Genomic DNA, 8,707 nt, shown 5'->3' on the forward strand with positions numbered 1-8,707 from the left:
AGACTAGAAGATTCGATTCCGCAAGTGGTCAGTCTAAAACTCAGCGCTACACGAAATCCAACAACAACATGAATCAGCTCCGCGCCGCCCTAAGCTACATAACGAAACCTGCACCGCTTGCATGGCATGCAAGAGGTGGAGGGCACGGTGAAAAATACCCAATTTATCAATAGCTTAGGCGACGTACGTTACACCGTAACGTACGCAGATAACGTAACCGGCTGGCAAGCATCGCGGGGCTCTACCGATGGTCAGATGGAAATCTCTTACGCCGAATTAATAAACCACCACAAACATGCACTTCTCAGCGACGAACCAGATTCGTCTTCGCGGAGGCAAGTTTTTCGAAATCACCAAAGCACCCTCGTTTCCTACCTGGCCTTCAATGGTAAAACGCCAGAATCGAAAGTCGGCGCCGAGCTCATGCTGTCCTTTGCCGACCGTAGCCGCGACTACCTCGAGCACCTGCAGAAGGCACCACATACCATCGCAGACCGCAGAAGCCACCTTCGCGCTTGGCAGGCGTCGGTAACGAACCTGATTGAGGAAGCACGCGCCGCGCGTGAACCGCAAAAGCAGGCCGATGAAGCGAGCCTCTTTCACCGCACACTTCGTGCGGCTTTTGCTGCCCAAGACGAGGCGCCAAAAACGATAGCCCGAAAAGCTGGCGCATCGGTAAGTGCCGTGGCACGTTGGCTAAAGGGGTCAACGCCGAATCGACGGGCGCTTCCCTCGCTTACTCGAATCGAGCGGGCCCTCGGTCTTAAAAAGGATGCGTTGCGATGCTTAATCTCCGAAAATGAAAATGGCCAGCCGACAACAACGCACGCGACGATTCCTTACCGCGCTCGTCTGAAATCGCTCACGACCGACGAGTACGCACTCCCTCAAAGTGAAATCTCGGCAGAGCTACTTCAAGAATGGGATAGCCTCTTTGAATACAAAACCCGGACACGCCCTAGACTCAAGCGTACGAAAAGAGGCCGATGGCGGCTGCGTCACAAAACGCAGATTGCAAGAAAATTACAAACTGCGGCCTATCTCGGCGAGTCAGGTTGTCCTTCCGCTGACATCGTATTCAACAAGATACGTTCTTTCCTCGGATTCCTGTGTAGACCCCGGAACCAGGGGGGTATGGGAATACCGAGGTCGGAGGTAATGACGCTAGCGTGGTTCGCGGTCCCTGAGGCCGTAGATTCCTACCTTACCTTCATCAAGATGCGGGCGGATGGAATCGTCCATCAGGGACATCGCACTTTTGCCGCCCTCTCGTCCAGTTTGACGGCGAACGGCACAGGTTTCCTCGTGCAGCAGCCCAAATTCGCTTCTCGGCTACCGACGCGCTATGTCGACCGTCCGTTCAAAGATATGTGCGAGGAAACTTACCAGCTCGCGCACGAGTGGATGGAGCAAGTAAGCGGCCACTCACGAAAGCCTGAAGAGCCGATTCGGGCCCTCCTAGCTCTCAATGAGCCGTTGGCGCCGCTCTTGAAAGCGATAACAGCGTTAGACAAAGCGGCAGCGGCCGCTGCGCCCGGTAGTCTCCAAGAAGCGGTATACAAACGTGACGCGCTCCTATTATCAATGCTGATGGCCAATCCTCTAAGGCTGAGCAACTTTACGCTTATGACCTACGCTGCCGACGGCACAGGAAACTTGTACCGGTCGGAGACGGTTTGGCGTCTGAGGTTCGAAGCTGCCGACTTCAAAAACGAACGCGGCGCGCGTAAGTCTGCTTATGATGCGCCTTTACCGGCAGGACTCTCCGAGCGAATCGAAGAGTACCTTGACGAATTTCGGCCGCGTCTTATCCGAAAGAATCCGGACACGGCGTTACTGCTACCGACTCAGCATGGAAACCTGTGGGAAGGATTGTCCAAGCAGATGAATAAGTTCACCCGGCGTTTCATCAAAGAAACGCCGGGATTTGGGCCGCATGCCGTGAGACATCTCGTCGCGACTGACTATCTTCGCAAGCACCCAAACGACTATCCGACTGTCGCGCAACTGCTTCATGACCGCCTTGAGACCGTGATGGCGACTTATTCGCACCTCAGACAGGACGATTCATTCGGGCGGTGGGAGGAACACCTTGGAAACGTACCGAAAAAATAAGATTCACAAATGCACCTCTTGCGTCGACAAACGCAAGAGGACTCACCGCCACGCGGTCGCTATGCCAACTCGAGAATAAACAAACAACTTCGTTGCGCGCTGCCGTCGTGGGCAAGCCCTTGAATCCCACATTTGCTCGTGACACAAACCTGTAGGTCGGTGACGCTGTACGGCGAACACGCTTAGGTGAAGCCCTCCTGAGGCCCACCGGCCGTCGGCCAGAGACCACTTCACAACGGAAAGAAGCCCCGCCGGCCCACGCCACCCGACTCACCGATAAACTCGGTGTGGGCGATTTGTTTAAGTAACGCCGTCGAAGGTTCTTCGTTTTCGAGCACGATGACCTGGCCCGGCTCCTGGCGAGCGGCTAGCCATTCGTAAAAGCGGTCGGCCACCGTCGTGTCCAGCAACTCCTCACCCTTCCCCCCGTGTTTAGGGTCCTTATAAGTGACGACAGGAGAGTCAACGGCCACAAATCCGAGATGTGGATTGCCGCTCTGCAACGCGTGCTCCATCAGCGCCACCACATACGCCGTCAAAAAAATGCCGCGTTTTCCTTTCCCGAAGGAAATTCGATTTCGCTGATTTATAAGTACGTCCACATTCTTCTCGTCGAAGTGCACCGCCTCGACCCCCGGAACTCCCCACTCTGACAGCAACGTTTTGATGCGTTTGCAAACGCTCAGCGCATCTCCGGCCACGTTTCGGACGACGGTTTGAGTTTTCCGTCTGGCACGTTGCGCGTGCTCTTCACGGCGCTTGACCAGCACGTCGACGCGGTCCAAGTCGCGTGATACAAGCGCCCATTCCGTTCTCTGCGTGGCCAGCACACTGAGGCCCATGCCATCAGGGTCCGGCGAGTTCGCGAACAACGCGTCTTGCGCGAGCAAGTTGTCCGCTTCCTGCGTGCGCACTTCACGAAGGTCTGCCGTAAGGCTCTCAAGGTCTTCATCAAGCTCGCGAATCGCGGACGCCAGACCGAGCTGAAGATGCGCTATCTTCTGAGACTCCGCGCGCGCAGCGTCGGCCAATAACGCAAAGGAGTCGTTCTCCGCGTGCACATGTCGCGACTGGGCCTCCAACGGCGTATCGCACAGCGGACAGGGCTGGGGAGCAAAAGCATCCATCACCGACGCAGCCGTTTCGACAGCCTCCAGCCGCAGAAGGTCACTCGAGTATTTCTCTCGGAGAAGCTCGAACCTCGTGCGGGCTTCCGCCAATGCAGTGTGCTCGTTTGCGATGCGCCGGCCCTCCCGTTGCAAGTGCAATCGCGCACGCTTCAGCTCATTCAGCGCGCTTTCATTGCTCCGCAAGAACGTCTGCAATCCTTGAATACGAGCGTCCAGCTGTGCTATCTCGTCAAGTACATTCGAAGCATTGACGTCCTTGGGAAGTCGGGCGTTGAGTATCGCCAGCTCCTCGTCGACTGCTTCGACATAGCCGCCGGCATTCGCCCGTTCGGTGGCTGATGCGACCAGCGTCAGCCCGTCGTCGTCCTGTCCCGTCAGGATGACCGCACCGCTGGCGCGTCGTCGTGTTTGTAGGTTCGTGTCCGTTCCAACCAACGGTTTCAGGTCAAGAGTCTCAATCTCGTCAAACAGGCTGAAGTGGCGCAGGTCGCCCGCAGCAAGCCCCTCCCGCTTCCCAGCTTTGACCAGAATTCGCTTTTCCGAGGCGCCGCATAGTAGCGCCAAAACACCTGCTATCTTTCGCGGCTTGACTCCGGGAATTGCGCCCTGAGGTGGAGTTTGATGATAGCCATCGCAGACCGCTTCGCCTCCGTCCACGAGGTCCCGAAAGAAGGTTAACTCCTCACCGTTGGCCGACTGTAACTCGAGTGCGAGCCGCGTATATCCTGCAGAGAACTCATTTTCGCGAGGCTTACCTGAGGAGCCGAGTCCGTAGCGCAAGCTCTCAAGAACATACGACTTACCTGTGTCGGTTGGACCGAACACAAGATATGACCGTCCGCCAAACAGCAGCTCTGCCGGCTCCCGGCCTGGACCGGTTATGCACAACCTGTGAAGCTGAATACTCATCAACCCTCCAAGATGTCGGAGCCACCATCGACGAAGTGGGCTCCCCATCGCAGTCCGCGCTCGACAAACATGACCTCTATCTCGCCTGCCGAGCGGCTCCCGACAGTGTCCGCCACCCAGCGACATCGCTCCGCCAATACCGTTCCATATTCCCCGGCAATCAGTCCGACAAGCGCTGCCGCACTCTCCCCTGCCGAATACCAGATTCCGCCAACGTCAGCTTCTATCGACACGAGGCCCCTGGTAGACATCAGGTAAAGTCCTTGCTCGATGACGTCTCGCCTGGAAAGGTACTCGCCGTTCCGTAGCGGCACTGGCGTATGAAGGCTGCTCGGGCCGCCAAGGTCGGCCGAGTAGATTGCCGCATAGTCCATATAGACAAGCGTCTGCAGGTCCGCCTTGCGAGGATGCAAAGCGAGCAGCAAGAACACCATTCGAACGCCAAGCTCGAATGAGCTATTGAACACTTTCGCTGGCTGCTTCATCGCCTTCGACCCACTGGGCCCGTCCTTGATTTGCGAGATGATGACAACTGCCCTGCAGGTCGCCGGACCTGAGGCGCGCCCGCAAAGGGTTATCCATTATCTGCAACGCGTTTGCTGTGTGAAGAACGGAGCGCAAGCGAACGAATCCGCTTTCGTGCGGGAAAGTCAACTCTGCCCCAACCCCGTTTTCCACCTCGTCCAGGAGCGCTTCAAATGCCCCTGGCAGCTTGTCACGGCTAAAACGGTGCAAGCCCTCCGCTGAATAAAAGAGCCGCCGCTGAGCCTTGAAGTGTGGCCCGTGCGCAGGCGGAATATCGGGCACGTCATCAATCGTCACCCGGGCATGCTCGGCATATACCCTTAGCAGTTCGGTCACATATGTCGACTCGCCAGAAACCGGCAGTGGAGGCACTTCTGGGTCATTGTCTCGAGGAGCAAGAACTCCGAATCGCGCCCAATACGAAGATGCATCTCTCCCGTGGATTGACAACAGTTCCATGGGCGGCAGACGCTTCACGACGTCAAACGGGAATGCGTCGATGAACTTCTCAAGGTCGGCATCAAGGGGTTGTCTGAACTTCCCGAACTTGCCATCCTTCTTTCGCCAGTCTTCGAGAAGGCGTTCTTTCAGGCGTACCGGATGTTTGAGCAGGTCGAAAAGCGTTGTACCAACGTCCTTGCTTGCACAGATGAAATACTTCGCAGGACGCGTATAGTCTTCACGCCAGACACACGTGACAAACTTTGCGAGTTCTGGAAAAAACTCGCTCGGAGTCAGCGGGCTATCGTAGTGTTTTGCCTGATAGAGGTCCCAGGTTCCAGTTGCCGGATATTCCATCGAATACCCGCATACGTCACGACCTTTGTCTCCACTCCCGCCGAGCGCCACCACTTCGACATACTGCCCCTCCTTCTGGAGTTGACTGACGCACTCCTCGATGAAGTCTTCCCATTCGCCCGCGTGCATCAGCAACATTCGCTGCTGCGGCGTAATGGCGGCTGGCCCGGGATGGAAGACACTCGGATGGTTCATAGCGAAGACCCGCAAACGTTTTTAATGTCCTGCTACCGAAAAGCCAACGCGGCGTGATGCCGTTCGAAGCACCCACATCGGTTATACCGGCACGCGATTCGTACCCCGGTGCGTGCAAGACCCGTGTTTATCGGCGTATTTGTCCAGAACTTGAGGAACGACAGCGAATATGGCGGAGACGGTCTGCCTTGCCTTGTCGCGCCCCTTTGTCTACCTTCTATCAAAGGCATCGTTGCGGAGAGGCCGGTTCCAAGGCAACGCAGGCTGCGGCGAGGAGTGCCTTGTGGAAATTTCGAGATTCGTAACATGGGCGATGGTGGTCGTCTTTATAGCGATAGGGACACCGTCATGGGCAGCCGGTCCCGTTGCCCCTGCGGGTCCAAAGACCTGGGCGGCCGACAGCACCCCTGATGCGAGCCGTCAACAAAAGCGGCAACCCACCGTGTGGTGCGTCAGCGTTGGGACAAAATGTCGCCTCCCCTCCGGAACATCGCGCGGGCAGAAATGCTGGTGCCCCGGCATCAGCCGGTAAAGGTACACGAAGCCTCGCTGAGGCGACAGCAACGCAGGCAACGGCGTGCGATTAGTCGTGCAGTGGGCACCCTTTTCGGGAGGCGCTGTGAACTTTGTGCGATGGATTTTCGCGGGCATGCTGGCTGGCCTTGGGGTATTGCCGACGGTGAGCCCGGCCCAGGCTTATGCTCCTTCCCCCCCTTCAGTCGCGCCCCAAGCGGCGGCTTCGGAAGTCGCGCCTTACGGGCCATCCATCACCCGCCACCCAAAAGGAGCAGCGGCCCCGCACGGCCCGTCAGCCGGTGAAAGCATCTGGTGCGTGGGTCCGGATACCCGTTGCCCGCTCCCTGCTGGTACGCCTCGCGGCAAAAAGTGCTGGTGTGCCGGAACGAGTGGCTAGGACGGGATAGCCGTTCCCGGTTTCATCCCTGTGTCCCACATTAATTTGTCGCGCGGGCAGGGGGCGGGGCGTCGGCAGGATGTCCATGACCATGACCTGAGTCGATAACCCGATTGCCTTGCAATCGAAGCACATGCAGAGGTCGTGCGGGGCGAGCCTTGGGCTGCTCACGAAAGATTCGTCACAGCCGTTCGAAGCTGGTCGTTGAGTGCAGCAGGCGTGCGGTCTGCGGCCTTGAGTCGCCGACGTCGCAGGTCTACTTTTGTTTAGATGCCCGCATTCGGAGCGCAGGCTACCTTTTGCCGGGAGCGGGAGGGGTCATGACTGCCTTGATGCGTGTGTTCGTAGCGACGCTGGTCGGGCTGACAAGCCTGACACCACCGGCATGGGCCGTCGGGTTCGGCGATATCAACCAGATGATTGAGCAGGCGATGCCACCGCCGCCCGCAGCCGCAGCGCCCGCCGGCCCGGTGGATGCCTTTTCGCCATTGGGCCCTGCGACAGTCAGCCCAGACCAGCCTGCTGGCGTCGCGTGGTGCGTTAGCGCTGGGACCAGATGCGCACTTCCTGCTGGCACCCCGCACGGGCAGAAATGCTGGTGCCCAGGCGTTAGTCAATAAAGGGAAAAGAAGCATCGCTGATACGACAGAAACGAGAGCGACTGCTTGCAATTGCGATGGTCAGGACGACCAATATTCTATTCGGGAGGCGCTATGGACTTCGCGCGATGGATGTTCACTGGCGGACTGGCCTGGCTTGTGGCATTGCCAGCGGCGACCATGGCACAGGAAACAGATGACTTCATGAACGCCCCCGCCCCTTCCGGGCCCGATGTAACCACGGTCAGGCACCCCCCGGCACCGGCCCCCGCCGGCCCATCGCCCAGCGAAAGCGTGTGGTGCGTGGGACCGGAAACCCGGTGCCCGCTCCCAGCTGGCACGCCTCACGGCAAAAAGTGCTGGTGCGCCGGGACGAGCAACTAGAAGTTGCCAAGCCCGCCTCTGGAGCCGTCATGAAAACGATAACGCGCGTCATCCAAGCAGTGACTGTCGTGCTCTTGTTTTGCGCCCTGTACCGAGCGCATGGCGAGGGACCCGATGCACCGGCCGCGTCAAGTCGCCCATGGGGCGCAAACGACGCAGTAGCAGCTTCCCCGCCATCTTCGGGACCGGTGGACGCCGCTTTGTCCAAGCTCACTGCTTGCTATGACCGCGCCTTTGCGCGCTTGGGCAAAACGACCGCCGATATTGACACGCTGAAGCAGGTCTCCAAGTTTTGCCACAACGAATCCGGCTACGCCTATGACCAGACCGAATGGGAAGTCCGGCGTGGTGCGTACGAGCAAAGCCAGACACAGAGCGATGCGATTCTCCGACTGGTCAAAGGGATGACCTGGGGCGGCATTGCGCTGGCGGCCCTGCAGCTCGCCTTCGTGTTTGCCCTTTCCTGGCGCGAGCGGAAACTGCTCACGGATGCGAGCGAACTCACCGCCGAATCCAGCAAGGAGTCCAGCAAGCTTTACTTCAAGTCGTCCGTCGCGGGACTCATGATTCTGGTTATCACCTTCTTCTTCTTTTACCTGTACATCCGGTACGTCTACCCGGTAACGGACGGGTCAACTGCACGTGGCGCCGGGTCCCCGCAGGCGGAAATCGGGCGGCTCGACACCGACTCCGCAACTGCCGAACCGGCCGAACCCGGAATGGGCCGGCTTGACGACCCCGGGTCCCCGGCCAGCGCATCGCCGGCGATGGGCCAGCTTGACCCCTCCCCTGCACCGGGTCCGCCGGCGTCACCAGCGCGGCCGTCCGGGCCACCGCACAAGGCCCGCTTGAAACACCGCGCGGACCACCACATGAACGCAGCCCAGGCTGCCTGTCCATGCGTGAACCAGCACCAGGAATAGGTCCTGTTCATCCGCATGCGTTGCCAGCGGCTGTGCGCCGTCCCGGATGCCTCGTCGATGCGCAGGCCGTCTCGCGGGCCTTGTGTGTGCCGCTGAGGTGTGCCAGTATCACCCTGTGGACCTGACCTAAGTCCTTGATTTGACTGGCCCGGTTTTATACTGAGTTCGAATCTCACCGCCTCCGCCAAGTCATCAGCAAAAACGGGCCGGCAGGCC

Annotated in this window: 5 protein-coding genes; 2 read left to right on the top strand and 3 right to left on the bottom strand. The window is 58.7% G+C overall.

The features are described from left to right. The first annotated feature begins 147 nt into the window (after positions 1 to 147). Entirely contained in the window at positions 148 to 2,115 is a 1,968-nt protein-coding gene (locus PQR02_RS27060; RefSeq protein WP_408238535.1) for a site-specific integrase, read from the top strand. A 230-nt stretch (positions 2,116 to 2,345) separates the two neighbouring features. On the opposite strand, the gene PQR02_RS27065 is transcribed toward PQR02_RS27060, so the two are convergent. Genes PQR02_RS27065 through PQR02_RS27075 form a run of 3 tightly spaced genes read right to left on the bottom strand, consistent with a single transcriptional unit; the run spans position 2,346 to position 5,615 of the window. Continuing rightward, positions 2,346 to 4,154 (bottom strand): hypothetical protein, encoded by a 1,809-nt coding sequence (locus PQR02_RS27065; protein ID WP_408238538.1) that lies wholly within the window; start codon positions 4,152 to 4,154, stop codon positions 2,346 to 2,348. Then, on the bottom strand, positions 4,154 to 4,621 hold the full coding sequence (locus PQR02_RS27070) for an ABC-three component system middle component 2 (protein ID WP_408238541.1): 468 nt from the start codon (positions 4,619 to 4,621) through the stop codon (positions 4,154 to 4,156). Before PQR02_RS27070 ends, PQR02_RS27065 begins: the two co-directional genes overlap by 1 nt. Further along, positions 4,611 to 5,615, bottom strand: coding sequence for an ABC-three component system protein (locus tag PQR02_RS27075; protein WP_408238544.1), 1,005 nt, complete (start codon positions 5,613 to 5,615; stop codon positions 4,611 to 4,613). The genes PQR02_RS27070 and PQR02_RS27075 overlap by 11 nt, the downstream gene beginning before the upstream one ends. 2,153 nt (positions 5,616 to 7,768) lie before the next feature. On the opposite strand from PQR02_RS27075, the gene PQR02_RS27080 reads away from it, so the two are divergent. Next, the gene (locus PQR02_RS27080; protein WP_408238547.1) at positions 7,769 to 8,491 is read left to right on the top strand and encodes a hypothetical protein; all 723 of its coding nucleotides are present in this window, start codon (positions 7,769 to 7,771) and stop codon (positions 8,489 to 8,491) included. Positions 8,492 to 8,707 lie beyond the last annotated feature (216 nt).

The sequence above is a fragment of the Paraburkholderia sediminicola genome (genome assembly GCF_046026895.1).
GTDB classification, from domain to species: Bacteria; Pseudomonadota; Gammaproteobacteria; order Burkholderiales; family Burkholderiaceae; genus Paraburkholderia; species Paraburkholderia sediminicola_C.

Excerpts from the sequence above, each read along its gene's own strand:
- PQR02_RS27065 (WP_408238538.1), bottom strand. The coding sequence starts at position 4,154 with ATGAGTATTCAGCTTCACAGGTTGTGCATAACCGGTCCAGGCCGGGAG.
- PQR02_RS27075 (WP_408238544.1), bottom strand. The coding sequence starts at position 5,615 with ATGTTGCTGATGCACGCGGGCGAATGGGAAGACTTCATCGAGGAGTGC.